This window comes from Hymenobacter aerilatus (genome assembly GCF_022921095.1).
GTDB classification, from domain to species: domain Bacteria; phylum Bacteroidota; class Bacteroidia; order Cytophagales; family Hymenobacteraceae; genus Hymenobacter; species Hymenobacter aerilatus.
This window is the reverse complement of the sequence record NZ_CP095053.1, coordinates 227,971-253,412: the sequence shown is the minus strand read 5'-3', so window position 1 is coordinate 253,412 and position 25,442 is coordinate 227,971. Positions and strand designations below refer to the sequence as shown.

General features: G+C 53.7%; 22 protein-coding genes. 12 read left to right on the top strand and 10 right to left on the bottom strand.

Features of this window, described 5'->3' with window-relative positions; translation table 11 throughout:
- Positions 1-28 precede the first annotated feature (28 nt).
- The gene (locus tag MUN82_RS01060) at positions 29-1,549 is read right to left on the bottom strand and encodes a hypothetical protein (RefSeq protein WP_245094063.1); all 1,521 of its coding nucleotides are present in this window, start codon (positions 1,547-1,549) and stop codon (positions 29-31) included.
- 74 nt (positions 1,550-1,623) lie between these two features.
- Here MUN82_RS01060 and dtd point away from each other — a divergent pair, with 74 nt between their 5' ends.
- On the top strand, positions 1,624-2,064 hold the full coding sequence (dtd, locus tag MUN82_RS01055) for a D-aminoacyl-tRNA deacylase (RefSeq protein WP_245094061.1): 441 nt from the start codon (positions 1,624-1,626) through the stop codon (positions 2,062-2,064).
- Between the two features lie 87 nt (positions 2,065-2,151).
- Positions 2,152-2,478: a nucleotide pyrophosphohydrolase gene (locus MUN82_RS01050; protein ID WP_245094059.1), complete on the top strand. Its 327-nt coding sequence runs from the start codon at positions 2,152-2,154 to the stop codon at positions 2,476-2,478.
- A gap of 170 nt (positions 2,479-2,648) precedes the next feature.
- On the opposite strand, the gene MUN82_RS01045 is transcribed toward MUN82_RS01050, so the two are convergent.
- Positions 2,649-3,362, bottom strand: coding sequence for a 2-phosphosulfolactate phosphatase (locus MUN82_RS01045; protein ID WP_245094057.1), 714 nt, complete (start codon positions 3,360-3,362; stop codon positions 2,649-2,651).
- A 106-nt stretch (positions 3,363-3,468) separates the two neighbouring features.
- Complete coding sequence (gene gcvT, locus MUN82_RS01040; protein ID WP_245094055.1) at positions 3,469-4,572, bottom strand: glycine cleavage system aminomethyltransferase GcvT; 1,104 nt, start codon at positions 4,570-4,572, stop codon at positions 3,469-3,471.
- Between the two features lie 199 nt (positions 4,573-4,771).
- On the opposite strand from gcvT, the gene MUN82_RS01035 reads away from it, so the two are divergent.
- Positions 4,772-6,310, top strand: coding sequence for a sensor histidine kinase (locus MUN82_RS01035; RefSeq protein ID WP_245094053.1), 1,539 nt, complete (start codon positions 4,772-4,774; stop codon positions 6,308-6,310).
- A gap of 55 nt (positions 6,311-6,365) precedes the next feature.
- Positions 6,366-6,809 carry a response regulator gene (locus MUN82_RS01030; RefSeq protein ID WP_245094052.1) on the top strand — a complete coding sequence of 148 codons (444 nt, stop codon included), beginning with the start codon at positions 6,366-6,368 and terminating at the stop codon, positions 6,807-6,809.
- A gap of 49 nt (positions 6,810-6,858) precedes the next feature.
- Here the strand turns inward: MUN82_RS01030 and rnhB are convergent, their stop codons facing one another.
- Entirely contained in the window at positions 6,859-7,434 is a 576-nt protein-coding gene (gene rnhB / locus MUN82_RS01025) for a ribonuclease HII (protein ID WP_245094050.1), read from the bottom strand.
- A 101-nt stretch (positions 7,435-7,535) separates the two neighbouring features.
- On the bottom strand, positions 7,536-7,799 hold the full coding sequence (locus tag MUN82_RS01020; protein WP_245094049.1) for a hypothetical protein: 264 nt from the start codon (positions 7,797-7,799) through the stop codon (positions 7,536-7,538).
- 389 nt (positions 7,800-8,188) lie between these two features.
- Here MUN82_RS01020 and MUN82_RS01015 point away from each other — a divergent pair, with 389 nt between their 5' ends.
- From MUN82_RS01015 to prfB, 8 genes are all read left to right on the top strand, one after another.
- Positions 8,189-8,776 (top strand): NUDIX domain-containing protein, encoded by a 588-nt coding sequence (locus MUN82_RS01015; RefSeq protein WP_245094047.1) that lies wholly within the window; start codon positions 8,189-8,191, stop codon positions 8,774-8,776.
- 93 nt (positions 8,777-8,869) lie between these two features.
- The gene (locus MUN82_RS01010) at positions 8,870-9,727 is read left to right on the top strand and encodes a lysophospholipid acyltransferase family protein (RefSeq protein ID WP_245094046.1); all 858 of its coding nucleotides are present in this window, start codon (positions 8,870-8,872) and stop codon (positions 9,725-9,727) included.
- Positions 9,728-9,792: 65 nt separating this feature from the next.
- Positions 9,793-10,080: an Asp-tRNA(Asn)/Glu-tRNA(Gln) amidotransferase subunit GatC gene (gene gatC, locus MUN82_RS01005; protein WP_185281045.1), complete on the top strand. Its 288-nt coding sequence runs from the start codon at positions 9,793-9,795 to the stop codon at positions 10,078-10,080.
- Between the two features lie 12 nt (positions 10,081-10,092).
- Complete coding sequence (locus tag MUN82_RS01000) at positions 10,093-13,128, top strand: hypothetical protein (RefSeq protein WP_245094044.1); 3,036 nt, start codon at positions 10,093-10,095, stop codon at positions 13,126-13,128.
- Positions 13,129-13,139: 11 nt separating this feature from the next.
- Entirely contained in the window at positions 13,140-13,856 is a 717-nt protein-coding gene (locus MUN82_RS00995; RefSeq protein ID WP_311136414.1) for an ABC transporter ATP-binding protein, read from the top strand.
- 67 nt (positions 13,857-13,923) lie between these two features.
- Entirely contained in the window at positions 13,924-14,472 is a 549-nt protein-coding gene (locus MUN82_RS00990) for a cob(I)yrinic acid a,c-diamide adenosyltransferase (protein WP_245094043.1), read from the top strand.
- 45 nt (positions 14,473-14,517) lie between these two features.
- Positions 14,518-15,582 (top strand): branched-chain amino acid aminotransferase, encoded by a 1,065-nt coding sequence (locus tag MUN82_RS00985; RefSeq protein WP_245094041.1) that lies wholly within the window; start codon positions 14,518-14,520, stop codon positions 15,580-15,582.
- A gap of 171 nt (positions 15,583-15,753) precedes the next feature.
- Positions 15,754-16,831 (top strand): peptide chain release factor 2 gene (gene prfB / locus MUN82_RS00980; RefSeq protein WP_245094040.1). Its coding sequence is split into 2 segments (ribosomal slippage): positions 15,754-15,804 and positions 15,806-16,831, totalling 1,077 coding nucleotides; the frame shifts between segments, so codons are not numbered across the junction.
- A 61-nt stretch (positions 16,832-16,892) separates the two neighbouring features.
- On the opposite strand, the gene MUN82_RS00975 is transcribed toward prfB, so the two are convergent.
- The 5 genes from MUN82_RS00975 to porQ all read right to left on the bottom strand — a co-directional run bounded on the left by MUN82_RS00975 (position 16,893) and on the right by porQ (position 25,419).
- On the bottom strand, positions 16,893-18,437 hold the full coding sequence (locus MUN82_RS00975) for a SusD/RagB family nutrient-binding outer membrane lipoprotein (protein ID WP_245094039.1): 1,545 nt from the start codon (positions 18,435-18,437) through the stop codon (positions 16,893-16,895).
- Between the two features lie 12 nt (positions 18,438-18,449).
- Entirely contained in the window at positions 18,450-21,644 is a 3,195-nt protein-coding gene (locus MUN82_RS00970) for a SusC/RagA family TonB-linked outer membrane protein (protein ID WP_245094038.1), read from the bottom strand.
- Between the two features lie 286 nt (positions 21,645-21,930).
- On the bottom strand, positions 21,931-22,656 hold the full coding sequence (locus MUN82_RS00965; protein ID WP_245094037.1) for an SDR family NAD(P)-dependent oxidoreductase: 726 nt from the start codon (positions 22,654-22,656) through the stop codon (positions 21,931-21,933).
- Positions 22,657-22,776: 120 nt separating this feature from the next.
- On the bottom strand, positions 22,777-24,195 hold the full coding sequence (gene hslU, locus MUN82_RS00960; RefSeq protein WP_245094036.1) for an ATP-dependent protease ATPase subunit HslU: 1,419 nt from the start codon (positions 24,193-24,195) through the stop codon (positions 22,777-22,779).
- A 165-nt stretch (positions 24,196-24,360) separates the two neighbouring features.
- A complete protein-coding gene (porQ, locus tag MUN82_RS00955; RefSeq protein WP_245094035.1) occupies positions 24,361-25,419 on the bottom strand; it encodes a type IX secretion system protein PorQ in 1,059 nt (352 codons plus the stop codon).
- Positions 25,420-25,442 lie beyond the last annotated feature (23 nt).

Below are 25,442 nucleotides of genomic sequence, written 5' to 3'. Positions count from 1 at the left end.
GGCATAATTATTCGTCGTGCCACTGCACCTACTCTTGTAATTTATATAAGAGGAGTTGTGTGGTGTCGCGCTGCGCTAGCCGTTGCAGCTGCAGCGTCTCAGTGTACGAGAGGGCTGTATACTCAGAGTGCTCCAGAAAATTCAGAGGGGCTACCAGCATCGGCTCCGACCACGCCGCAACGGGCGGCTGCCGGCGCAGCGAGTCGAACTGCCGAATGTTGGTCACGCGCCAGTAGCCATCCAGCAATACGTAGCGGTAGCCCCGCCGCCGAAACGTGGGCAACACCCGCTCTGTGGTAATTGCCCGAATAGAATCGGTAGGCGCAAGATAAGGCGCCAGGCTCAGCCCTACCGTACTCACCATGCGGTGCGCCCCATGCGCATGCAGCCACGTAGCCACTGCCGGGTAGTTTGTGGGGGTGTAGGCATACACTTCGGCCCGGATGCGAGTGAAATTCCAGCCAATGGCTCCAATAGTGAGTACCGCTACTACTACGCTCTGCCCACGGCCTAAACGTCGCAGCACCAGGAACCCCAGGATAGCAAACAAGCCGTAAGCAAATAGTAGCCCCCGCGGCGCTTTCAGCAGCAGCGACATGCCCGCCAGCCAGCAATACGCCCACACGGCCACGTACAGCGCCAAACTGGGCCGCTGCCAGGTAGCTCGCACCTCGCGCCAGAACACCACCGGAAACAGCCCTACCCCCAGCCAGGAAAGCGGGGACTCGAAATCGAGCAGAAAGCGCGGGTAATACAATACATCGAAGTGCATGTGACCCGTGCGCCCGGCCGCATTAGGCTGGGTAGGAAATACGATGTCGTAGTACATAGCTAGCCAGCGCCACCAGGGTAGGCCAGACATCCAGCCGATCAGACTCAGCACCACGTAAGGCGCAGCCAGAATACCCAACACCCGCCACAGCATGCCGCGCTGCAACAGCAGCTTATCGGCCCGCAACAGCTCGAAAAGGCCGATAATGGGTAGGGCCAGCAAGAACTTATAATTCACGGTGAGTCCCACTGCTACCCAAGTAACTGCGCGCAGCAATTGCCGCCGAGAGGGCTGCTGCAGCCGCAAAAAATAGCTTCGCAACAGTCCCACGTACAGCACTAGGCTGAGAGAACTGAGCGCAAAATCGCGACCCGAAAAGGTCAGGAACGTGGAGGTGCCCAGCAGCAACGCCAGCAGGACCGCTTCGAAAGGACGCAGGGCCGCCTCGATACTGATAAAATGCGTCAGCCACCCTACCGCTACTACTGATAGCAGGGCGTTCAGGTAGAGAAACCAATGAAAATCGGGGTGCAGAGCCGCCAGAGGCGCGAAGAACAGGTAGAAGCCGGGGCTGCGATGGTGAAACCAGTCGTGCAGATTGCCTGCAGCTACCTCCTGCACAATCTGCCAGTTGCGCACCGAGTCGAAATCAGCTAAGGAGGCCTGCGACAAGCCGTGCAGCCGCACTGCCAGCACCAACAGCAGCGCGGGTAGCAGCCACGCCCACATGGCTAGTTGCGACAGATTAGCGTATTTCGTTCTGATTTCTTCTTTCATTCGGCGGGCTGGCGGGTAGCAACGCACCACGAAGTTCGCTAATCTGTGCCCAATCCAAGCTTTTCTTCTGTTGTATGCGAATAGTTGTGCAGCGTGTGCGCCACGCCAAAGTCACGGTAGAGCACCGCGTAACAGGTCAGATTGGGCCGGGCCTGCTGGTGCTGGTCGGCTTCACGCCCACCGACACCCCGGCTACCCTCGACTGGATGGCCCGGAAGCTGGTGCAGCTCCGCATTTTCTCCGACGACGAAGGCAAGATGAACCGCTCGGTGCAGGATGTGGACGGACAGGTATTGGTTGTCAGTCAGTTCACATTACTGGCCGATGCCAGCAAAGGCACGCGCCCCAGCTATATAGGCGCTGCGCCGCCAGCCGTGGCCGTGCCGCTCTACGAGCAGTTTGTGGAGCAGCTCACGCAGCTACTGAACCAGCCCGTACCCACTGGCGAGTTCGGCGCCGACATGCAGGTAGAGCTGGTAAACGACGGCCCCGTAACGATTGTGCTAGAACGGTGAGATAGTGAAATGGTAAGTTTGACGTTCTAACAGCGCAGTTTGCGCAACTTGCGCCAGTAGAACATCAAACTCACCATCTCACCGCTCATGACCATCGAAGAAGCCCAGAAGACCGTTGACCAGTGGATTCAAACCACAGGAGTACGCTATTTCAACGAGCTAACCAACATGGCGATGCTGACAGAAGAGGTAGGCGAAGTGGCCCGCATCATTGCCCGGCAATACGGCGAACAGTCGTTCAAAGAATCGGATAAGGACAAAGTGCTGGCCGATGAACTGGCCGATGTGTTGTTCGTGGTTATCTGCCTGGCCAACCAAACCGGCGTCAACTTAACCGAGGCTTTGCAGCGAAACCTTTTGAAAAAGACGCAGCGAGACGCCACTCGTCATCAAGAGAATGAGAAGTTGAGATAAAGGTGAAGTTGTGAGCTGGTGGAATAAGCGTAAAAAACGGTCTGTCATCCTGAGCTTGCGAAGGACCTTATGCCCGCAGAACGAGTCGTTGGTACATCTGTCGTTCTAACGTGAGAAGGTCCTTCGCAAGCTCAGGATGACAGACCGTTTTTTACGCTCATTTCACCAGCTCACAACTTCACAATCTCACCATTCCGCCACACCGGCACCAAGTTGTATTCGTCTTGGTGCACGCAGAACTCCATGTCTTTGTGAGCTTCGAGACGGTTGAGGCGGCGTACGTGGGCCGATTTCAGGAGGTAGGCGGCTACGTTGGGGCTGGCTTTTTCCCACAGGTCGAGGGCGGCCAGGGTAGCATCGGAGCTGGTTATGTCGAAGTCCTGCGCAAGGCGGGCAGCTAGTGCGCCGCCGAACAGCGTGTCTTCGAGGCAAAAATGTCCTTTCCAGCCAGCACACACCACTACCACATCTTTGCCCTGCTGGCGCAGAAAGTCGGCCACGGCGCCTAGATTCAGGAAGGCCCCTACCACCACCTCATCGGCCGCACGCGACAGGTGCATGGCGCGGGTGCCGTTGGTGGTCGTGATGGCCACGCAACGGCCCTGCACCGGCACTACCCCATCGAGGTAACCGAAGGGCGAATTGCCCAGGTCGACGCCTTCGGCCTGCACCCCATCACGCTCGGCAGCAGTCAAGTAATTATCGGCGGCCAGCGCGCGGCATTCTGCTAGCGTCTCCACGGGCACTAAGTGCGTAACGCCCTGCGCCAGCGCCGTGACTATGCTAGAGGTAGCCCGCAAAATATCCACCACTACAGCTATGCGCCCACGTAAATCGTAGAGCGACAGCAGGTCAGGCGAAAAACAAATATCTAGGTTTGGCATGTAAATAAGCACCTTGCAGGCGCCCGATAGTCGTGATGACCCTATACAAAGAACAGGGGTAGGGATGCTGATGAGCCGTCCCTACCCCTGTCCATCTACTCAGTGCTTAGGCTTCTGTGCCCGATACGAAAGGCAGCTTGGCAACGGTAGCTGGCAGCTGCTTGCCGCGCACTAGCACAAAAATCTGGCTGCCGGGCTGGCTGTAGGCGGTTTGCACGTAGCCTAGCCCTACCCCTTTACTGAGCGAGGGCGATTGGGTGCCTGATGTTACCTCTCCTATTTTCTCGCCGGCTTCGTTCACCAGCTCGTAGTGGCTGCGCGGAATGCCGGGACCATCCATCACGAAGCCAACCAGCTTACGCGTTACGCCTTCGGCTTTCTGCTGCTTCAGGGCCTCGGCGTTGGTGAAGTCCTTGGTGAATTTGGTAATCCAGCCCAGACCGGCCTCTAAGGGGGAGGTTTTGTCGGTGATGTCGTTGCCGTAGAGGCAGTAGCCCATTTCCAGGCGTAGCGTGTCGCGGGCACCCAGGCCAATGGGCTTAATGCCGTATTCCTGCCCGGCTTCCAGCACGGCTTCCCACACCTGTCGGGCGTGCTCGTTGGGCACGTACAGTTCAAAACCGCCCGCGCCGGTGTAGCCCGTGGCCGAGATGATGACGCCTGGTGCGCCCGCCAGTGTGCCTTGCACAAAGGAATAATACGGAATGCTGCTTAGGTCAGTGTCGGTGAGCGACTGAAGCGCTGCCGAGGCCTTGGGTCCCTGCACAGCAAACAGGCTCCACTCATCCGACTGGTTTTCCAGTTCCGCGCCCTCCGTGTTGCGCGCCGAAATCCAGGCCCAGTCCTTGTCGATGTTGCCAGCATTTACCACCAGCAGGTAGTCTTCATCGGCCAGCTTGTATACCAGCAGGTCGTCTACAATGCCACCTTCCTCATTGGGTAGGCACGAGTACTGCGCCTTGCCGTCCTGGAGCTTGCTGACATCGTTGGTGGTGACGCGCTGGATGAGGTCGAGGGCCTGCGGACCGCGCACTCGGAACTCACCCATGTGCGACACGTCGAAAATACCCACGCCCCGGCGCACAGTCCGGTGCTCTTCAAGGTCAGAGGAGTAGCGCACGGGCATGTTGAAGCCCGCGAAAGGCACCATTTTGGCACCCAGCTGCTGGTGCACGTCGTTCAGGGCAACGGTTTTGAGAGCTTCGCTCATGGAGAAAACAGAAGAAGGGTAGGAAAACAAACCAGGGCCAACCGGGGTCGGATGTGGACAAAAGTAGCCAATTCCGGCCGGTGGTCCGCACCTGCCTGTATCCTGCTATCTTTGAAACTCACCCGCTGGCAGCGCGCCGCCAAAGAAAATACGGCTCGGTTTTTTAGCTCCCCCAGCGGTCCGACTGTTTGTGGTATTCATGAAACTGAAACTTTCCACTAAGCTCTTCGCTGGTTTTATTGTGGTGATGCTGCTGTTTGCGGTCGTGGTGGCCGTCAACTACCAGCTCTCGCGCAATGTGCTGCGCAACTCTCAGCGCGTCGAGGAGTCGCAGCGCATCACGGCCGAGGCTACCCTGCTCCTGCGCAGCATTGTGGATATGGAATCGGGCTTTCGGGGCTACCTGCTGGTTGGCAACGAGAAAATGCTGGAGTCTTACTACAAGGGCGAGCGGGATTTGCTGGGGCGGTTTCTGCGCCTGCGGACTCAGCTTAAAAGCGGCTCGCCGCAGCAGGGGCGCATCGAGCGGGCCCAGCACCTATACCAGCAATGGGCCGACTACTCGCACATGCTGGTAAGCGAAAAGCGTGAGGCACACCGCCGTAATGTGGAGCAGCGCCTACTGCTCGAAATGCCCCACAGCAGCCTCATGACTACCCTGACGGGTAAGCAGCTGGTTGACCAGATCAGAGTCTTGTTTGAAAAATTTGATAAAGAAGAGTTTGACAGCCGTGACAAGCAGCGCGTAAAGCTTGCAGAGAGTATTCAGCAGGCCCGCATCTTGTCCATTGCCATATCGGTGCTGGCGGGCGTGCTAAGCCTGCTGTGGGCGTCCTACATTGTGCAGCAGATTTCGGGACGTATTGGCAGCATGGTACAGCTGGCCCGCCGGATTGCCAGTGGCAACTACAGTACGGGTATACGCGACACCCAGCGCGACGAGCTGAGCGAGCTGGCGCAGTCGCTGAACCGCATGGCCCGCACCATCGACACCAACATTACGCAGCTGGCCCGCCGCAACGAGGAGCTAGACCAGTTTGCCTACGTGGTTTCGCACGATTTGAAGGCGCCCCTGCGCGGCATCGAAAGCGCCTCGCGCTGGATTGAGGAAGATATGGACCAGGAACTCCCTACCCATATCCGCGAGTTTCTGACCCTGATGCGCACCCGCGTGCACCGCATGGAGCACCTCATTACCGGCATTCTGGACCTTACCCGCATCGGCAGGGTGCAGCAATCCGAAGAGTGGGTAGACGTGCGGGAGCTGCTCACCGAGATTGTGGATTCTCTGGCGCCGCCCGCGGGCTTTCAGGTGGAGCTGCCTACTTTCCTCCCCACCTTTGTTACCAGCCGCGTGCCGCTCCAGCAGGTCTTTACCAACCTGATCAGCAACGCGCTCAAATACCACGACCACCCCGCTACCGGCCACGTACGCATCAGCATGCAGGAAAATCGTCGGCAGTATATATTTGCGGTGGCCGACAACGGTCCCGGCATCGCGCCGGAATACCACGAGCGGATTTTTGTCATTTTCCAGACGCTGACCGAGCGCGACACGCTGGAAAGTACCGGCGTGGGCCTGGCTATTGTGAAAAAAATCGTGGAGCGCCACGGGGGCACCATCCGAGTAGAATCGGCGGAGGGCGCCGGCGCTACCTTCATTTTCAGCTGGGCGAAGCAGATGCCTGCCAACGAAGCCGCTTTATTATCAACTAATTTACGTAATCCAAACACCTGACCTATCGTATTAAGCGTAGTCACTTATAGACTTTATTGCTTAGTACTCTTTCCGTATGTCTGCCGATCCTACCCCCAGTATCCTGTTGGTTGAAGATGACCAACTGGATATTATGAATGTGCAGCGCGAATTGCGCAAACACAATGTGGCCGTGCCGCTGCACATTGCCCGCAACGGCCGCGAAGCCCTTAACCTGTTGCGCGGCGAGAATGGCGAGTCCCGCATCAGCAAGCCCAGCGTGGTTATCCTCGACATCAATATGCCCCGCATGAATGGGCTGGAATTGCTCAAAGAATTCCGCTCCGACCCCGAGCTGGTGGGCCTCAACGTGTTCATCACGACTACCTCAGACCTGGAAACTGACCGCCTGAAAGCGCAAAACCTAGCCGTGAGCGGCTACATCATCAAGCCGCTCAGCTTCGATAAGTTTGGTGAAGGTGCTACCACTATCGACGGTTTCAGCCTGTTTCTGGATTTGCTGCGCCTAAAAGACCAATAGAGGATGCTAGGTAGGGCCACTCGCGCCTTTACCAACAACTCGCAATACATTACACCAACCGGAAGCCAAGCCGGTGATGCTCGCAGGGGCCGTGTAGTCGAATAGCCTCCCGGTGCTTGGGGGTAGGGTAGCCCGCGTTCTGCTCCCAGCCATAGTGCGGATACGCCTCTGCCAGCTCCCGCATGCGCTCATCCCGAAACGTTTTGGCCAGTACTGATGCCGCCGCAATGTTGCGGTACAGCGCGTCGCCGCCAATAATACAGGCATGTTCCAGTCCTGGGTAGGGCCGAAAGCGGTTGCCATCCACCAGTAAGAAATCGGGTACGATGGGCAGTTGCTGCACGGCACGGTGCATGGCCAAGTAGCTGGCCTGCGCAATATTTATCTCTCCTATTTCAACTGGCGAAGCCTCGGCTACGGCCCAGGCAATGGCCTCACGGCATATATCGGCACGTACCTGCTCGCGGCGGCGGGCGGTCATCTGCTTGGAGTCGTTGAGGTAGGGCGAGTGGAAATCGGGGGGCAATATCACGGCGGCGGCAAACACCGGCCCAGCCAGACAGCCCCGCCCAGCTTCGTCGAGGCCAGCCTCGTGTGGGTGCGTAGTGTGAGAAGGAAGCAGCATACGTGAGTGCAAACGTACGCACACCGGCCATGAAAACGGCCCGGCCGGCAGCGCATATGCTACCAGCCGGGCCATTTTATAGCTATCAGATACGATGCAGGCTATTTATGGTCGCCGGCGTTGCTGCCAATCACGTCGGAATCGTCCTTACCACGGACAAAACCCTGGCTGTCGCGCGGCGCGATAGAGGCGTCCACGTCGTTCAGCTCGTCTTCGGTCATGTACTCATTGGTGGTGGGGCCGAGGCCACCATTTTGCTTGGCCAGTTCGGCTTCGGCTTGGGCATGGTGCAGATTGAATAGCGGGTCGCCTTCTTTGGGCAGGTTGGCGTTAGTCTGGTTGTTCTTTTTAGGGTCGTTAGCCATAGAGCAGAATGGGCAGCCGGAATGTGAACGGCTACCTGCTCTTGTCTGATACGGCAGCTCTACGCTGGAGGTTAGCGGACAGCCGCAACGAAAAAAGGCCATTGCGTACCGCAATGGCCTTTCCGAACGTTGTCCGGGGTTAAAATCATCCACCCTATTCCTTTCGCCGAACAACGCACACAGGCAGAACCTTCCTTTCCACTATCCTGACCTGTGTTATTTAATTTTATTAAGACAAAGCTACCATATAGCAGCGAATAATACTACTTAAACTGGACTACTTGCTTGCTTCTGTCGACCAATGCATACTTCTAACCGACCAGCAGCTGCCGCTATAGTAACCGTGTAATCGTATTTTTGTGAGGTATCTTCCCTATTTAGTTCTTCCTATGACCTCCGTTCCAGCCGCTGATTTTGACGAAACCCGCAACCCCTGGCAAGTGCTGAGCACCGCCGTGCAGTACCAGAACCCCTGGATTAGCGTGCGCGAAGACCAGGTGCTGAACCCGGCCGGCAACCCCGGCATTTATGGGGTAGTGTCGATGAAAAACAAAGCCCTAGGCATTGTGCCCGTTGATGCACAGGGCTACACTTGGCTGGTAGGCCAATACCGCTACACACTGAACGAGTACAGTTGGGAGATTCCGATGGGCGGCGGCCCCGTGGAGCTTGACACTCTGGAATCAGCCCAGCGGGAGCTGCGCGAAGAAACCGGCTTCACAGCCCGCCGCTGGACCAACATTGCTCGCCTGCATACTTCCAATTCTGTCACCGATGAAGAAGGATTCGTGTTCCTGGCCGAGGATCTGGTACCCGGTGAAGTAGAGCCCGAGGAAACCGAAGAGCTACGCCTATGGCACCTGCCCCTGGCCGAAGCCGTGGAAATGGTGATGCAAAACCGCATCACCGATGCCATTAGTGTGGCTGGTTTGCTGAAGGCCGAGCGCGTGCTAGCCAGCCGGCAGCAACTGGGGTAGGCGGCCGGTCTTCACTGTTGCTTTAGAAATCTCTGCGTATGCTTGCGGCGCTTCCGGAGCGCTGTATTTGTTGTTCGCTACATTACTTGCCCTATGCGTCAGTTACTGCGTTTTATTGGCCAACGACTCTACACTACCTGGTGCACGTTCTGGTTTGTGTCGCCGTTTTTCTACACCTACCCGTTGCAATGGGTGCTGGCGCGCAAGCCTACTCGGCACCCATGGCTGCACCGCGTCAACCGGTTCTGGTCGTCGTCGGCCATTTTTATGTGGGGTATGCCGGTGAGCATTGTGCGCAAGAATCAATTGCCCGCAGGCCAGCCGTGCGTATACGTGGCCAACCACAGCTCCTACATTGATATTCCGCTGCTTTTCCGCGCCATTCCGGGGTTTCTGAACATTATCGGCAAAAGCTCCCTGGCGGATACTCCTCTGTGGGGCCCCATCTTTGGGCGCACGTATATCACCGTAAACCGCGACAGCGCCGTGAGCCGGGGCCGCTCGATGGTACTGGCCAAGCAAAGTTTGGCGGCGGGGCGCTCGGTAGTCATTTTTCCGGAAGGCACCATTTCGGAGAAGCCCGGCGAGAAGATGATGCCGTTTAAAGACGGTGCTTTCCAGCTGGCTATTGCCGCCGGCGTGCCGCTGGTACCCGTGTCAATGCCGCTGAACCACCGCTTTATGCCCGACGTAGGAGGGCTGCGCATCCGCTACACGCCCCTGCGCATCGTGTTGCACGAGCCCATTCCGACGATAAATCTTACGATGGCCGATGTGCCTGCCCTGAAACAACGCGCGCACGACCTCATTGCCAGCGAATTTCAACCCGAAGCGGCCGGCTTACCACCGGCCTTCACGTGGCGCCCTACCCCACCTGTTCCTCGTGCCGTAGCGCAGGAAACCGCGCCGCACCGCGACGACCAGACCGAACTAAGTCTGCCAAATTCGTAATTTTGAAAGCTGGCAGCCGATGTAGTTGACTGCTGCTGTTTTCCCTACCCTAACGCCACTTTGCTTTGAGCACCGATATCAATACCCTGCGCCAGCTGGCCCACCTTTCCCGCCTCGAGTTTGACGCTACCAAAGAGCAAGAGATGCTGGGCGCCCTCAACGAAATTCTAGATTGGGTAGACCAGCTCCGCCAGCTCGACACTAGCAACGTGGCTCCGCTGGTGCATTTATCGCAGGAAATCAACGTACTGCGTCCCGATGAAGCCCACAACACCGTGAGCCACCAGGAGGGCTTGCGCAACGCCCCGCGCAAAGACTCCGACTATTTCCGTGTGCCCAAAGTTCTGGATTAACTCCCTCTTTTAGTGCCGACTTCTGCTCCTTCTGTTCCACTGCATCGTTGGAGCCCCTGGCTGCTGGGTCCGGCGCTGCTGGCAGTGCTAGCCGTAGGGCTGGCGCTGTTTCATTACTTCACCGGGGCACAGTACACGCTGCCGCTCCAGCCGGTCACACAGCTCAAGCCCCTACCCCTCACCCTCGATACAGTGCGAGTAGGGCTGGCGGGCCTGCCCGTGCGGGCCAACGCTTACCTGCTCACGCAAACTCACGATGTAGCAGGCCCCTTTGTGCGGCCAACGGCAGCGCTGGTCTTTCTGGCGGTGCTGGCGGGTAGTCTCGTTTATTTTCTGTCTACCATCACCTCCCTCAGCCGGCCGGTTTTTGTGGCAGGCATGGCATCGGTGTTTTTTCTGCTGATGTCTTTGAGCCCCGATTTGCTGGGGGTATTCGATGCGCAACGGCAGTATTTTCTGGTAATAGCGCTGGTAACGTTGGGGCTGCCAGCGTATGCTTTCCATGCTTTCTGGCCCGATGTGCCGCGCTGGCAGCGCTTGGCAGCCTTTGCAGTGCTGGTAGCAGGACTGAGCGCGCTGCTCTTCACGCGCAGTTCCTACCCCACCGACATCACGGCGCTGCAATTAGCTACCTATGCTACCCGTGGCGGCGCCGTGGCGGTGGCCTTGGTAGTACTATGGCTAGGCTTCGAGAATGTGCACGGCCTGCTGTGGGTAGGCACGCTGAGCGAACAGCCACGCTACCGCCTCGGGCGCCTACCCTTGCTAGCGCTTAGTATTCTGTACCTCACGCTGCTTTTTCTGTATTACTGGCGAAACGGCACAGTGCAGCTCACGGCTACCTTCCGCCTCGATCCACTGGTCTTTCTGCCGCCTGCCGCACTGGTTGGGTGGTTGGGCTTGCGCCGCCGCGCCCCCACCTACAACGAGTGGCTGCCCTACGCTACGGGCATGGCTCCGCTCTACCTCACGCTGCTGGCCATAGCAGCCGCCACGTTGGGCTACGCCCTGGCTACCCTCAACGACCCGTTGCTGGAAGCGGCCCGGCAATTCACGGCGCTGGCTTTTCTGGGATGTGGTGGCGGCTTTTTGCTGTATCTAATTTTCAATTTTGGGCCACTTATCAAGCAACGGCTGCCGGTGTACCGGGTGGTGTACCAGCCGCGCCGCCTGCCGTTCTACGTGGTCTACATTATGGGCCTGGGTCTGTTGCTGATTACCGGACTGCGCACGCATTTTTTCGTGCTGGATCAGGTAGAGGCAGGTTTCTACAACAATCTAGGCGATGTGACCCGCCTCCAGAGCGAGCAGCAGCCAGAAGTAACGCCCATTGCCCTGCTGGCCGAGCGCTACTATGCTGAAAGCGACGTGCTGGACCGCTTCAACCACAAAGCCAGTTGGGGGCGGGCGGCCCTCTACCGCTTCCGGTTTCAGCGCCAGAATGAAATTAACGCACTACGCCGCGCTCTAAGCCGGGCGCCTTCCCCACGCCTGTCGTTGCGGCTGGCCGCCCTCTACAACGAACCAGCTGACTTTTTCGACCGTCAGCAAGCGTTGCGCGAAGGCCTGCGGGCAGCGCCGGATGATGCGCTTCTGGCCAGCGACATGGCTCAGCTCTACTCCCGCTCTACCCTCACCGACTCTGTAGATTACTACCTGAACCGGGCCGAAGCGGCTGCCCCCGCCAACGAGGCTATCCGCACCAACCGCTTGGCCTTTCTGATCCAGCAGCAAGACCTGGCTGCCGCCCGGGAATGGTCTGCCAACCACGCCGCCACCAACGAGCAGCCCGCGTTGCAGAGCAATGAGCTGCTGCTGGCGCGGCTTGCGCAACAGCCCGCGCCCACGGTGCCGCAGCCGGAGGTAAACCAAGGCTTGTCGCTGCCTACGTTTGCCCGGCTCTACCACCTCGCGCTGGCTCACGCCACCGCTCGCGACACCAGTCTCCTCTCTACCCTACGGCAGCTACACCAGCAGCCCATCGACAGCGCCTACCACGAGCAGCTTACCTTCCTGCTAGCGCTTACCCAGCACTACGGTGGCCGGCTGGCAGCAGCACAAACTACGCTGCAACCGCTCACGCTTGGCACCAATGCCAGCGCTGCCTATTACCAGAACCTGATGGGTACTTGGCTGCTGCAACAACAACTCTACACACGTGCTGAAAACCTGTTCACCTCAGCGCTGGTTCATGGCTACCCCGAAGCGAGGGTAGGGCGCGCCTATGCGTTTGCACTGAATGGTGAGCCAGAATGGGGCCGCACGGCTCTACCTGCCCCCGATAGCCTCGACTATGCCGGGCGCCTGCTGCGCCAGGTGCTTACTCTCTCCTACCCCACCGACTATGCCACCGCGCCTGATTCTGTGAAAGCGCATTTTTTGGTGGTGCAGGGTAGTACGCTACCGCCGGCTCAGTGGCTGCCAGCAGCAGTAGCCCTGCCCGCTTCGGTGCGGCCAGTAGCCTTGCTGGCCCAGTTGCCTCGCGCATTAGAAGTCGGACAAGTGGCATCGGTTCGGCAGATAGTAGAGCAGGCAGCGCCCCCTCCCGCCACCAAAAGCCGCTTGGCCTCCCGTTGGAATGTGGTGCGCGGCAAGCTGTATCTAGCCGAGCAACGATGGGACGAATTGCAACAATTGGTATCAACTGGCTATTTTTCGGTTACTGATCGGCCCAAATATTTGACCTATCAGGCACTATTAGCGGCGCACGTCCAATCTACTACCGCCGATAAACCATTTACCGTTTTGCTACGCGAGGCACCGTTTGAGCCGGAGGCCATATTGGCCGCTGCCGACTTCTATACCAATCAGCAGAAATATCAGCAAGCGTACGACGCATTGGTACGCGGTCTGGAGTATGCCCCTAATTCGACCCAACTCCTACGAGCGTATGTGCTGGCTACTCTACCCGTAGGGCTGAGCACCTATGCCACCGATCCGCTTAACCAGTTGCGTGCGTTGCTTTCGCCCCCCGAATACGCTACCTTTCTTGCGCAGTACGAGGCCCGCCGGGCCGCGCTAACCACCGCCACAGAATCCTGGAACTAACCTATCTGGCCATGCCGCAGCCTATTATCCAAACCACCAATATATCCAAGGTATACCGCATGGGCATGGAGGAGATTCATGCGCTGCAATCCGTATCCATCAGCATCAATCGGGGCGAGTATGTGGCATTTATGGGCCCTTCGGGATCCGGCAAGTCTACCTTGATGAATATTGTAGGCTGCTTGGATACGCCCTCTGGCGGACGGTACGTGTTGAATAACAACGACGTCAGCCACATGTCGGACAACCAGCTGGCCGACGTGCGCAACCGCGAAATCGGATTCGTCTTCCAGTCCTTTAACCTACTGCCCCGCGCTACGGCCCTCGATAACGTGGCCCTACCCCTCATCTACGCCGGTTATGGCAAGAGCGAGCGGCAGGAGCGCGCCCGCGAAGCCCTGCGCAGCGTGGGCCTGGCCGAGCGCGCCCTGCACCGCCCCAATGAGCTGAGCGGTGGCCAGCGCCAGCGCGTGGCCATTGCCCGCGCCCTCGTCAACGACCCCAGCATCATCCTCGCCGACGAACCCACCGGCGCCCTCGACTCCAAAACCAGCCACGAGATTATGGATTTGTTTGAGGCGCTGTATGCGAAGGGCAATACCATTATCATGGTGACACACGAAGAAGATATTGCCAACTACGCCCACCGCGTGGTTCGCCTACGCGACGGTCTAATCGAGTCCGACATCATCAACGAGCACGTGACAACGCACGTAGTGAACGGGTAAATAAGCGAATGAGTGAATGATTAGCTGTTTTGCATTCTTCACTCATTCACCCATTCACCCCTACCCCATGAAAATCTACACCAAAACCGGCGACCAGGGCCTGACTTCTCTTATTGGCGGCACACGTGTGCCGAAGTCCAGCCTACGCATTGATTGTTACGGGACGGTGGATGAGCTGAACGCCTATATCGGCCTGCTGCGCGACCAAGATGTAAATGGCAGCCGCCGTGGCTTACTCAAGGAAATCCAAGATAGACTCTTCACCATCGGCGCTTCGCTGGCCTCGGATCCTGAAAAATCGAAGATGAAGATTCCAGATTTGCACGCGGAAGACGTGGCGCTGCTGGAACAGGAGATGGACCGGATGAACGCCACTCTACCCGAGTTGCGCGAGTTTATCCTGCCCGGCGGACACCCATCGGTATCAGTAGCGCACGTGGCGCGCTGCGTCTGCCGCCGCGCCGAGCGCCTGGTGATTCATCTGCGCGAAGGATCTTTCGTAGCTGATCTGGTGGTCGTCTACCTGAACCGTCTGTCCGATTACCTGTTTGTATTGGGTCGCCAGATGGCCCACGACCTTGGTGCCGAAGAAGTCACCTGGAAGCCCCGCTTATAGCCTCGTTTCCTACCCACCCACCCTGTTTTCTTTTCCCGCTTTTTTATGGCTCTCACGCTCGACATCCCAACCCAACGCACTACGGCTTCTACCCTCCCACAGCTAGATCTAAGCCGCCTCGAATTTGGCCAGACCTTCTCTGACCACATGCTGGTGGTAGACTACCACGACGGGAGCTGGCAGCAGCCGCGCATCGTGCCCTACGGCCCCTTTGAAGTAAGCCCCGCCAACTCGGCGCTGCACTACGGACAGGCCATTTTTGAGGGTATGAAGGCGTATAAAAACTCTGAAGGTGCTATCACCCTGTTCCGGCCACTCGATAATCTCCGTCGCCTCAACCTGTCGGCGGAGCGCATGTGCATGCCGGCCGTACCCGAGGAGCTGTTTATGCAAGGGTTGCTCCAGCTGATTCGGGTGGATGCCGAATGGGTACCCAACGCCCCCGGCACCTCGCTCTACATCCGCCCGTTCATGTTTGCCACCGATGGTATGCTGGGCGTTCGGCCGTCTAGCACCTACCGGTTTGTCATTATCACGTGCCCGGTAGCTGCTTTCTTCAATAAGCCGCTTCGCGTACGGTTCGAGGAGAAGTATGTGCGCTCTGCCGAAGGTGGTGCGGGCTTCGCCAAAAATGCCGGTAACTACGGCGCGGCTATGTATCCTACCAAGCTTGCCCAGCAAGATGGCTACAACCAACTGCTTTGGACCGATGCTTCCGAACACCGTTTCATTGAGGAATCTGGTACCATGAACGTGATGTTTGTGGTAGATGGCCGTCTGATTACGCCCGCCGTCAGCTCGTCTATCCTAGACGGTATCACGCGCAAAAGCGTGCTGCAACTTGCCCGCGATTGGGGCATGACTGTGGAAGAGCGCAAAGTATCTTCCGTGGAAATTCTGGAGGCGCAGGCCAATGGTACGCTGCAGGAAGCATTCGGGGTAGGCACCGCCGTTACCATCGCGCCCATAGCCGTTATTGGTTACCGTGGCCAAGACTTCGAACTGCTCCCTCTCTCCGATGACTCTTTTGCCCGCCGGGTTAGCGCTGCTCTCACCGATATCCGGGTAGGCAGTGCTCCTGATGAGCACAACTGGATGGTGAGCATATAAGTAAATCAACAACAGCAAGCTCGGCTTTGCAGAGAGCAGCTAAGTCATCCTTCGACTCTAGCTATTCACTGCGAAGCCGAGCTTTGCATTTCATGCTTATTCTGCGCCCTACCTCATAACAGTCGGTAATCCTACCGACCTTTGCGTATTCATCATTTAATATTCCCCATAATGACGCAAGATCAGGTGAAGGAATTGAAGGGCCGTGCTGAGGCCCTGAGGAGGTATCTTTGACTACGATGCCCGCAAAGAGCAGATAGAAGAAACCGAGCAGCGCACCCTTGCCCCCGACTTCTGGGACGACTCCAAGCAAGCGGAACTCACGCTCAAGGAAATCAAAAGCCAGAAGTTCTGGACCGACGACTACGAGACCGTAGAGCAACGCATTGCTGATGTAGAAGTACTGTTTGATTTCTATCGCGAAGGTGAAGCCACCGAAGCTGAGTTGCAACAGGAATTCTCAATAGCCCAAAAAGCCGTTGAAGACTTGGAATTCAAGCGCATGCTTTCTGAGGAGGAAGATCAGCTCTCCGCCATCTTGGAAATCAACCCCGGCGCTGGCGGTACTGAAAGCCAGGATTGGGCCGAGATGCTGATGCGCATGTACATCATGTGGGGCGAAAAACACGGCTTCACGGTGAAACAGCTCAGCTACCAGCCTGGCGAAGGCGCTGGCATCAAGTCAGCATCACTAGAAATAACTGGCGATTTTGCCTATGGCTACCTCAAAGGTGAAAGTGGTGTGCACCGTCTCGTGCGCATCTCTCCTTTCGACAGCAGTGGCCGGCGTCATACATCCTTTGCATCCATCTACGCCTACCCTGTCGTAGATGAGACCATTGATATCCAGATCAACCCTGCCGATATCACCTGGGACACGTTCCGGGCCGGTGGCGCCGGTGGACAGAACGTAAACAAGGTAGAAACTGCCGTACGCCTCACCCACGCACCTTCTGGTATTATCATCGCCGTGCAGATTGAGCGCAGCCAGCTCATGAACAAAGAGCACGCACTACGCATGCTTAAGTCCCGCCTCTACCAACAAGAGCTAGACAAACGCAACGAGGAGCGCGCCAAGATCGAAGCCGGCAAAAAACGTATCGATTTCGGCTCTCAAATCCGCAACTATGTGTTGCACCCTTACAAGCTCATTAAAGACCTCCGCACCAGCGTAGAGCGCACCGACGTGCAAGCCGTGTTGGATGGGGATTTGGATGAGTATATCAAGGCGTATTTGATGCAGGGGTAATTATATATTTCCATAAAAAAAGGCGGTCAAGTTGACCGCCTTTTTTTATGGAAACCATTCTTTAATCTAAGACATCCCAAAATATCTTGGATGTAAATTGATTAACACCACTTGGAATATTTTCTGGGTTTGTGCTAATCTCATATTGTGGGTAGAGCAAGCGAACAGGTAGCTTATCAGCACGTGAAGAGGCCGATTCTAGTGAAGCTGGAAACTTTGGATAAGTTGTCCTTCTATATTCACTCCATGCCTCCCCTCCAGTTACCGAATTCATCGCTAAATATTTCTGATAAATAATTTTATCAAGCTTATCAGCACGGTTAGAAGCAGTACTCCAATTTACCATAGGATTATTGGTGTTTGCAGCAAGATAGGTCTGATAATCACTATCTACTTGACCTAGTACACGGGAATCAGCAGGAGCAGATGGAGCAGGGGTATAGAAATACACGAAGGATGCTCGAATACCATTATTGAAGTCTGTTCCAGCACCACTATCTCCACCAGACAAGAAGCCACGAGATTTAGCTTCAGCTTGAAGAAAGTAACTTTCTGCTGCCAACATTATAGGACTAGGAGCATCAAATCCCTTCAAAATACCACCATAATCTTTCCAACGAGATATAGCTGGTCCTCCGAGGGGGGGAGCTTGATCACCAGGGATTAGCCCTTTATAGGTTCCGTCATTTGCTCGAACATATAGTTGAGCAAGTCTAGGATCGTTGTTATTTTTATACTGATCAATAACGTATTGAGTTCCTGCCTGATAGTTACGTGCAGTGGCATCTGCTGCAGGCGTAGCACGGTATCGGTTCCAAAATGGATTTTGCTTACCTGTGGTTTGCAGGTAGCCAGGCTGTACAAGTACGTCAGTGGTAATGAAACCATCAGAAGACTGAAGCTTAGCTATTTCAGACTTCACGTAATCGTTTAAAGTTGGAACGAACGATTGCCGAATGAGTATGCGCAATTTAAGTGTGTTAGCAAATTTCACCCAGTTATTCATATCACCTCGAAAGATAATATCTTCCGTTCCAGGCTTAGCAGTAGCAGCAGGTACAGCCTTTATTTCTGTTATTGCTTCATCGAGCTTCACGATGAAGTCTTTATAGATATCCTCAGCTTTATCATACTTAGGAGTAATTACTGATGCCCCTTGCAGCGCTTGTGTATAAGGAATATCGCCGTATTCGTCTACCAACATTTGATAATCGAATACCTTCATGATTTTGGCAATTGCAGCGTGATAAGGATAGCCGGCAGCAGGTCCGTCACGCTCAATTATATCGTAATCCTTAAGATTGTCATACGTATCACGCCAAAAGTCTTGATTATATATGGCGGTATAAGTATATGTGCGTTCTTCTCCGTAGCCATTAACGCCACCAGCTTGTGCCCAATAACCAGCGACCCAACTACCATATGTATTGAGAGTGTTATAGGACAAGTCACCTGTGACTTTTAAAGATTGAGCCAATACAAAATTGGGCTGCAATGATTCTAAAGAAGGATTATTTGGATTTGTATTAACGTCCAGAAAAGATTCGCAACCCGTTGCTACGGATAGCAAAGATGCGACAACAAAAAGCTTTGCTATATTTTTCATTGGTGATCTTGATTACAGAGTTGCTGACACACTGAGGCCGTAAAACCGAGTAGGAGGTGTCTGGCGGTTGTCATTTATACCAATTCCGTTTCCTGCAGTAAAGCTAAACTCAGGATCGGTATATTGATTCTCTTTCGGAACCCAAAGGAACAAGTTACGGCCGAAAGCATTCAAGTTGACTTCTTTGATAAACTTTGTTGAACCGAGCAAGCTTGCAGGTAGGCTATAGCTCAGCGTAACCTCGCGAAGTTTGAAGAAGTTTCCTTTAGTAATATAATTCGAGGCTATGCTACGGTTATACGAAGTATTAGCCCAAAATTCAGCACCACCAGGAGTTAAGTTACTAGTATTTGGAACAGAGACTCCATTTTCCAATATCACAGAATTAGGGAACAAGAATGGCTGACGACCATACTGTGCACTACGTGCTGATGCTCCTGTGAAATCCAGATCTGAACCGATTTGGTTCATGATGTAATATCCGGCGCGATATTCAGCTTGACCAGCTAAAGTAATCCCTTTATAGGTGAAACTCGTGTTAAAACCAGCAGTATGTTTAGGAAGCGTATTACCAAAGTCTGCGTTAGCACCAGCTCGTGATGGCACCCAACCTTTGCGCGTTACTGGATTTCCATCTTGACCCACAGCGTCAGGCAAGTTAAGGTAAGTCAAAATCACTCTCCCTTCTTTATCACGAACATAATCTGAACCTTGTAAATAGGGAAATGGCTTACCTTCAATAGCATAACTTTGAGCAAGTCCACCAGAAGTTAGAGCAAGAGAACTTACTTGATCAGTTACTTTAATTACCTCGTTATTATTGTAATTGTAGTTACCACCTACACGCCAAGTAAAATTATCAGTCCGAACCGGAATGAAATTCAGTGTAACTTCTACGCCTCGGTTTTGAACTTCACCTGCATTGAATAAATAGGAAGTAAAGCCTGTAGAAGGAGGAACGCTAGCTGCCAGTGTTTGATTAATCGATTTCTGGAAATAATAAGTAGAGGAAGCATTAACCCTACCTTTAAGGAAACTCACTTCTAAACCAGCTTCATATGAATGCGTAAATTCTGGCTGGAGATTTTGCGTAACATCACGGTTTGATAATGTATAAGAAGCTAAAGATCCGAAGGGGAAGCCACTACCTGCATTGTAAACAGGAGCAAGTTGATAAGCACCGAGAGAGTTAGCAACTCCAGCGCCTGTTAAGCCTGTAGGAAGGTTTACTTGTCCTACTTTAGCGTAACCAGCTCTAACCTTACCGTAATCTAAGAAGCTTACATCTTTTAAGACAGGAATAGCTTCGGAGAAAACGACAGACGCATCTACAGAAGGATAAAAATAGTTCCGATTGCCTTTGCTAAGAATAGATACATTTTCCTGACGGCCGGAGCCGTGTAGGAATAGAAAATTCTTATATCCTAGAGTCAAATCACCAAAAAACGCGTATTGCCGGAACTGATACTGCCCTTGATCACCTAATAATTCACCTACTCGGTTAGTAGCAATATTATAAATTCCAGGTACAGAAAGCGCATTAGCTGTAGCTGTTAAATATTGAGCATTATTCTGACGGATGTTGTTACCGAGAATGGCCGATATCGAGAAGTCACCGAACGTCTTGATTGCATTAACAAACAGATCCGAGTTTACTTGAGTAATTGAGCTACTCAAATCGTTTACGTAACCGGGAATATTCCTTCTAAAATTCTCAGGACGATTTAAAGTGAAAGCAGTGTAAGTAAATTTCTCTGTATAGTCTTTACTCACTTGGTCACGCCGAGTGAGACCTATTCTGTATTGGAAAGAAAGCCAATCAGTAGCCTTATAACCTACATTAATATCACCAATGAGATTATTTTGGCGCCCATTACTACGGTTATTATCTATTGAATAATAAGGGTTCTCATAATACTCGTTGTAATACCCATTGGGGTTTGCAAATTGGTCATTGCGCCAATCCTTGTATTGAGTTAAGCGAATTAGAGGAGATGTATTGAGAACAGACCAATATACAGGCTGAGTACCACTGAGGGTACTCGTAGTATTAGTTTGAGTCTGCGCATATGATACGTTAAAACCAGCCGATAGCTTCCCTATTTGGGTGGAAGCATTAGCACGGAAAGAATTACGCTCGAATTTATCCTTTGGAACAATACCATGGTTTTTCAAATTCTGAGCTGATAGAAAGAATTTACTTTCTTTAGTGCCTCCTGAAAACGAAACACCGTTCTGCATTTGATAACCGGTGTTAAAGAAATTCTTATACTCTTTGTTATTAGCTCTATAAGGAACAGTTTGCCTGTCACCGTTTGCTAGTGTGCTACCAATTTCTACTGGACTGCCATCAAAACGAGGGCCGTATTGTTGATTTTCGATAGGATCAAATACCTGTTCCCAGCTAGTTGAGCCAGGTCCAAACTCGCTTTGCAGCTTTGGCCAAAAACTGATGCTTTCAAACTGTGACGTATGAGAAAAAGTAACAGTGGGCTTGCCGCCGCCACCTTTCTTAGTAGTGACGATTAGAGCACCATTTGTAGCTTGTGAACCATACAAAGCAGCCGCGTTAGCACCTTTCAGCACAGTGATGTCAGCAATATCATCTGGGTTCAGAGAGTTCAGAACATTCTGATCAGGCTGCTGCACACCGTCAATTACCACCAACGCTTGGTTCTGGCCTGTTAACGAACGGTTACCACGAAGTGTAATACGTACATCAGGGTTAATACCATTGTTGACAGTCTGAATTTGTAGACCTGCTACCTTACCAGCAAGACCATTCGTTACGTTAGTAACACGTGCTTGAGTTAAATCTTTAGAATCTACAGTGGCTGTAGAATATCCTAATTCGCGTGCCTGACGCTCAATACCAAGGGCACCAGTCACAACAACTTCTCCTAATTGCTTGGAATCTGCACCAAGTGCTACGTTGATTGTAGAAGAAGAAATAGGCTGCTCTACTGGAACATAACCAATAGAAGAGAAAACTAATGTAGTAGCTGAAGCCGGTACGTTGATTGAGTAAACGCCGTCTTCATTGGTTGATACACCAATTGTGGTTCCTTTTACCAGAACGGTCACACCGGGTAAGCCTTGACTATTAGCTCTATCGGTAACGCGCCCAGAAATAGCTCGGTCCTGTGCTACTGCCTGCTGCAACAGGACAGTAATCAGAAACAAGACTAGAAGTAAGCCTTTTTTCATGTGGTTGATTTGGTGAGTGAATTGAAAAAAAAGGTGTAAACGGATTGACTTAACATGGCAAGTATAGGTAAAAATAGCGCTGATATTAGCATTTTTTTAATTTAAATTTAACATATTCATTATTATTAATTAAATATATAAGCTTACACAATCATCCCATATTACACATAAAACGTTGACTATGTGTAATATGGTAAATTTATATACACTCTATCTAAACGTCCGCAAGTTATAGCTGACTTATTCAAACGGAATTCACTTGTCGTTATAGAGCGGTGGCATACCCCTATACAGATCCTATTCTAAGTACGACTTCCGATTCCCCCCCTGGCTTGAGCAACCACGTTACAATTCTCTGTGCTACTTCTTCTGATTTGATCAACTTACCATCCTTATGTAGCGCCTCAAATCGCTCTGCCTCACTAAACTGTTTTCCATTTGCTTGGCGTATTTGCTCTTGCATACCTGTGTCTACTACCCCTGGAGCCAATGCGTGGATGCGGACGCCGGAGCCGCGCAGGTCTTGTTCTTTTTGCGCTACCTGACTCAGCATTTCCAGTGCTGCTTTGGAGGCACAATAGGCTCCCCAACCATCCACAGGTCGCTGGGCAGCGCCACTGCTGATATTGAGAACAGTGCGGGGCGCTTTTAAGCTGGAATAGGCGCTTAGGAAAGTATTCATCAGCATGGAGGGAGCAACCAGATTCACATCAAACACGAAATTGTAATGTTCGTTGGTTTGCTCGCCCACATAGGCAATTTCACCTAGCACGCCGGCATTATTAATTAAGGTAATACTATCAGCATCTGGCCACGCTGGAAATATCTTGGTGATGTTATTTTGAAGCGCTTCCATATCCGACAGGTCCAGGGGCTGATGCTGGTACCGGTTGTGCTCGATGGTGGCGTGGCGTGATACGCCCAGCACGTTGGTATCGGGATAGGAAAGAACGGCTTCTGCCAGCGCCTTGCCTAAGCCACGGCTGGCACCTGTGATGATGTAATAATGCATAGGGTGAATGGGTAGAGTCTCAAAAACGTACGAGCCGATCAACGGCGCCCTGTCTCTGCGCTACTACGCGGGAGAGCAGGACGCCGTTGATCGGCCCGTACGTTTTCGGTCTGTTTTACCTTACAAAATATACTGCGTCAGGTCGCGGTTGCGCACCATGTCTTTCAGGCGTTCGTCTACCAGCTCGCGCGTGATTTGGATGCGGGCATTAGCGCCGATTTTATCTGGCACGTCGAACAGAATGTCGTTGAGCAGGCGGCTCATAACAGTGTGCAGGCGGCGGGCCCCGATATTTTCCACCTCGCTGTTTACCTCAAAGGCAATTTCGGCCAAGCGCTCCAACGCGGTATCGTCAAAGGTTAGCTCCACCTCTTCGGCTTGCAACAGCGCTTCGTATTGCTTGGTCAGAGCGTTTTTAGGGTCTTTGAGAATACGGTAAAAGTCATCTTTCGACAGGCTTTGCAGCTCTACCCGGATGGGGAAGCGACCTTGCAGCTCCGGTATCAGGTCGGAGGGTTTGGCGACATGGAAGGCACCGGCGGCAATAAACAGGATATGATCGGTATTGAGGATACCGTATTTGGTGCTCACAGCAGAGCCTTCTACAATGGGTAGGAGGTCACGCTGCACACCCTCGCGGCTCACATCGGGGCCACCGCCACCTTTGCCGCTACGACTAGCTACCTTGTCAATCTCATCGATGAAGATAATGCCCGAGTTGGCAGCATGGCGCAGAGCGTCCTCCTTCACTTCCTCCATATCAACAAGCTTAGCGGCCTCTTCATCCAGCAGAATGCGGCGGGCCTCAGCAATGGTCACGCGGCGTTTCTTGGTTTTCTTGGGTAGCATGTTCCCTAACATGTCCTGCAAGCCCGAGAGCGAGGCTTCGTCCATGCCTGTCTGTCCGCCTAGAATACCAATACCGGAAGTGCTGCTCTGTTCTACTTTTATCTCAATTTTGCGCTCATCCAACTCACCACTCCGGATTTTCTCGCGGAATTTGTCGCGGGTGCGTTCGTTTAGTTCCTGGTCGGAAGTAGGCATTTGGCTGCCATCAGCGGCAGTGCCGAAGCCTACCCCCTGGCGGGTGATGGGGGTAGCATTGCCAGAGATAGGTGGAATCAGGGCATCGAGGATAATGTCTTCTACCACCTGCGCCGCCTGCGTCTTTACGGCTTCCTTGCGGCGCAGCTTCACCATATTCACTGATTGTTCTGCTAGGTCGCGCACCATGCTTTCCACATCGCGGCCCACGTAGCCTACCTCCGTGAACTTAGAGGCCTCTACTTTGGTGAAAGGCGCGTCGGCGATACTGGCGAGACGGCGGGCAATTTCGGTTTTGCCTACCCCCGTAGAGCCAATCATCAGGATGTTATTGGGTACAATTTCGTGCTGCATGTCGAGGGGGGCATGCAGGCGGCGCCAACGGTTGCGCAAGGCAATGGCCACGTGGCGCTTGGCCTCGTGCTGACCAATGATATACTTATCCAGCTCGGCTACAATCTGCGCCGGCGTCAGAAAAACATCGGATTCTATCATACATCAAAAGTGAAAGCGCCCGAAAGATGTGGTCGGGCTATGCAAGTGAGAAGCAACTATCCGGCAAAACGTTGCCTGAAGGCTTGCGTCTGCCACAAATACTGATTTAGCTGGTCAGGGTTGTGTTTTATCCGCTCCAATCCGACAGAGTTGCTGCCCCCTACCCTACTTCTCCTTCGTAAACAACGAATCAATGTTGCGCGCAATGGTGAAATAATTGGCAGCGCCCGAAGCATGGTAGCCAGCCCGTGTATAATCCAGCTGGAACTGACTGATGCGTATCATCGCCCCAAAGCTGAAGCCCGCGCCCCCGCCTACGTCAACCAGGCGCAATTCACGCCTAGTCAAATGGTTGTACCCGACGCGCAGGTGTAGGTTCTTGCTGAGCAGTAGCTCCCCACCTACCGCAAAATGTCGGGCAATTTTATCGCCCAGGCTTTTTTTGGGCAGGATAGGGTTGCCATTTTCGTCCAGCTGCGTGCTTTGGGTAGGATCGAGGTATACAATATCCAACTGCTGCAGATGGTGCGCCGTGAGGGAGAAGCGGAATGGTAAATGCTCGGGCTTGAAAGAAGTACCCAGTTCCACATTCAACGGCATAGGCTCACGGCTAGAGCCGGTGTAAGGCTTCAGCTGATACCCGAGGTTGCGCACTGCCAGCCCTACCGTGAAATCTTGCTCGGGGTGCTTGAATAACGCCCCCATGTCGGCTAGCACGCCCACTGAGTGGTTGCCAGCAATACCCGATACGGCAAGCTTCAGTGTGCCGCCTAGCGTAAAATTGCCGCTGGTGTACGAGTCGGCTACACTGATGGCATATTCATTCACCGAGAACTCGCCAATTACATTACCGGATGCATCTACCTGCTGAAATTCTCCATAGCTTAGGTAGTTCAGCCCCACCCCAAAACGACCGGCACGCTGGGTGTTGAAGACATACACAGCGCTGGTCTGGCTGATGTCTGCCAGGTAATCGACGTAGCTCAGGGCTAGCCGGCCATCCATTTCCTGGTTCAGCAAAGCCGGATTAGCGAAAAGCATGGTGCCATCGGCGTCGCGAGAAGAAACGTTAGCACCACCCAGCGCCGCCAGCTTAGCACCCGCGGGTACATTCAGAAACGAGAAGGCCCGCCGCCCGCCAATCTGCGCCGCTGCTGGCTTGGCTATGCCCAGTACCAACATGCTGACAATCCCCAACAAGTACTGGCGTAGCGGTGCAATCATTGGCGGAAGATACTGAGGAAATT

Excerpts from the sequence above, each read along its gene's own strand:
- MUN82_RS01030 (WP_245094052.1), top strand. The coding sequence starts at position 6,366 with ATGTCTGCCGATCCTACCCCCAGTATCCTGTTGGTTGAAGATGACCAA.
- MUN82_RS01015 (WP_245094047.1), top strand. The coding sequence starts at position 8,189 with ATGACCTCCGTTCCAGCCGCTGATTTTGACGAAACCCGCAACCCCTGG.
- MUN82_RS01050 (WP_245094059.1), top strand. The coding sequence starts at position 2,152 with ATGACCATCGAAGAAGCCCAGAAGACCGTTGACCAGTGGATTCAAACC.
- MUN82_RS00975 (WP_245094039.1), bottom strand. The coding sequence starts at position 18,437 with ATGAAAAATATAGCAAAGCTTTTTGTTGTCGCATCTTTGCTATCCGTA.
- MUN82_RS00990 (WP_245094043.1), top strand. The coding sequence starts at position 13,924 with ATGAAAATCTACACCAAAACCGGCGACCAGGGCCTGACTTCTCTTATT.
- dtd (WP_245094061.1), top strand. The coding sequence starts at position 1,624 with ATGCGAATAGTTGTGCAGCGTGTGCGCCACGCCAAAGTCACGGTAGAG.
- MUN82_RS00965 (WP_245094037.1), bottom strand. The coding sequence starts at position 22,656 with ATGCATTATTACATCATCACAGGTGCCAGCCGTGGCTTAGGCAAGGCG.
- MUN82_RS01035 (WP_245094053.1), top strand. The coding sequence starts at position 4,772 with ATGAAACTGAAACTTTCCACTAAGCTCTTCGCTGGTTTTATTGTGGTG.
- MUN82_RS01020 (WP_245094049.1), bottom strand. The coding sequence starts at position 7,799 with ATGGCTAACGACCCTAAAAAGAACAACCAGACTAACGCCAACCTGCCC.
- MUN82_RS00970 (WP_245094038.1), bottom strand. The coding sequence starts at position 21,644 with ATGAAAAAAGGCTTACTTCTAGTCTTGTTTCTGATTACTGTCCTGTTG.
- MUN82_RS00995 (WP_311136414.1), top strand. The coding sequence starts at position 13,140 with ATGCCGCAGCCTATTATCCAAACCACCAATATATCCAAGGTATACCGC.
- MUN82_RS01010 (WP_245094046.1), top strand. The coding sequence starts at position 8,870 with ATGCGTCAGTTACTGCGTTTTATTGGCCAACGACTCTACACTACCTGG.
- gcvT (WP_245094055.1), bottom strand. The coding sequence starts at position 4,572 with ATGAGCGAAGCTCTCAAAACCGTTGCCCTGAACGACGTGCACCAGCAG.
- MUN82_RS01060 (WP_245094063.1), bottom strand. The coding sequence starts at position 1,549 with ATGAAAGAAGAAATCAGAACGAAATACGCTAATCTGTCGCAACTAGCC.
- porQ (WP_245094035.1), bottom strand. The coding sequence starts at position 25,419 with ATGATTGCACCGCTACGCCAGTACTTGTTGGGGATTGTCAGCATGTTG.
- MUN82_RS01045 (WP_245094057.1), bottom strand. The coding sequence starts at position 3,362 with ATGCCAAACCTAGATATTTGTTTTTCGCCTGACCTGCTGTCGCTCTAC.
- MUN82_RS00985 (WP_245094041.1), top strand. The coding sequence starts at position 14,518 with ATGGCTCTCACGCTCGACATCCCAACCCAACGCACTACGGCTTCTACC.
- rnhB (WP_245094050.1), bottom strand. The coding sequence starts at position 7,434 with ATGCTGCTTCCTTCTCACACTACGCACCCACACGAGGCTGGCCTCGAC.
- hslU (WP_245094036.1), bottom strand. The coding sequence starts at position 24,195 with ATGATAGAATCCGATGTTTTTCTGACGCCGGCGCAGATTGTAGCCGAG.